Here is a 1397-nt window from a genome sequence, read left to right as displayed (position 1 = left end):
CCGAGGTGCTGCCGTCCGGCTCGACGGCGACGACCGTGCGGGACTCCATCGAGCTGATGATGAGACGTCCGTCGGCCAGCCACCCGAGCCCGGACGACTGCCCGTCGACGGTGGCCTCGAGCCGGGGACCGTCGGTCGAGGACGGGTCGACCGAGAAGACTTCGCCGGTGTGCATGTCCGAGTACCAGAGCCGCCCGTCGTGCCAGCGGTTGCCCTCCGGGAACCGGATGCCGGAGATGACGATGTCGGTCGCAGAATCCAGGGTGATGTGCACGGATCCACCCTGCCATCCGGACCCCCGCGCCACCCGATGGTCTGGCACGATCGACCCATGCCCCTCGACGGAACTCCCCTGCACCGGCTCGGCTTCCTGACGATCGGGTCCTTCGACCCCGCGCGACCATCGGAGGGGCACGAGGACACGCTGCGGGTGATCGAGCGTGCCGAGGCCCTCGGTTTCGACAGCGCGTGGCTGCGCCACCGGCACCTGCAGCACGGCATCTCCTCCCCCGTCGCGGTGCTGGCCGCCGCCTCGCAGCGCACCTCTCGCATCGACCTCGGCACCGCCGTCACCCCGATCGGCGCCGAGAACCCGTTCCGCCTGGCCGAGGACCTCAGCACGGTCGACGTCCTGCTCGGTGGCCGCCTGAACCCCGGGTTCTCCGTCGGGACCCCGATGAACTTCGACCTGTACCGCGACGCGATCTACCCCCACACCCTGGAGCACGAGGACCTCGGCAACGACCGGCTCCTGCGCTTCCGTGACCTGGTGCGCGGTGACCCGGTGACGGACACCGAGACCGTCGAACGTCGGGGCATCGAGGAGTTCGCGAGCACCGTCCAGCCGCACAGCACCAGCCTGGCCGACCGGATCTGGTACGGCACCGGCAGCACGAAGTCGGCCGTGTGGGCGGGCGAGAACGGCTTCCACCTGCTCACCTCGAGCGTCACCCGCAGCGAGGTCGGCACCGACTTCGCCACGAACCAGCGCGCCCAGATCGACGCGTACCTCGACGTCCACCCCGACCCCGCTGCCGCCCGCGTCTCGCAGGGCCTGGTCGTCATCCCGACCGACACCGCGACGAGCGAGCAGGAGGCCCGCTACCGCGCCTACGTCGACAGCCGCTCGAGCCGCGTCGGCGTGCCGATGGGTCCAGCAGGGATGCTCTTCGCTGCGGACCTGGTCGGCACGTCGGCCGAGATCGCGGACCGGCTGCGCACCGACGTCGGCTACCAGGCGGTCACCGAGGTCGCCTTCGCACTCCCGTTCTCGTTCGAGCCCGACGACTACGCGCAGATCATCACCGACATCGCGGAGCGTCTGGGTCCGGAACTCGGCTGGGCGCCGCAGGGTGCGGCCTGAGAACGGCGCCAGACCGACGGACGGGAGGCACGGG

General features: G+C 70.9%; 1 protein-coding gene and 1 pseudogene. One reads left to right on the top strand and one right to left on the bottom strand.

Translation table 11 applies throughout. The features are described 5' to 3' along the window. Positions 1-274, bottom strand: a pseudogene (locus tag H489_RS38270) (gluconolactonase); the annotation flags it as partial. A gap of 57 nt (positions 275-331) precedes the next feature. On the opposite strand from H489_RS38270, the gene H489_RS29925 reads away from it, so the two are divergent. Continuing rightward, positions 332-1363: an LLM class flavin-dependent oxidoreductase gene (locus H489_RS29925; protein ID WP_017887476.1), complete on the top strand. Its 1032-nt coding sequence runs from the start codon at positions 332-334 to the stop codon at positions 1361-1363. Positions 1364-1397: the final 34 nt, after the last annotated feature.

The organism is Curtobacterium flaccumfaciens UCD-AKU (genome assembly GCF_000349565.1).
Classification (GTDB): domain Bacteria; phylum Actinomycetota; class Actinomycetes; order Actinomycetales; family Microbacteriaceae; genus Curtobacterium; species Curtobacterium poinsettiae.
This window is presented reverse-complemented; position numbering and strand designations above follow the sequence as displayed.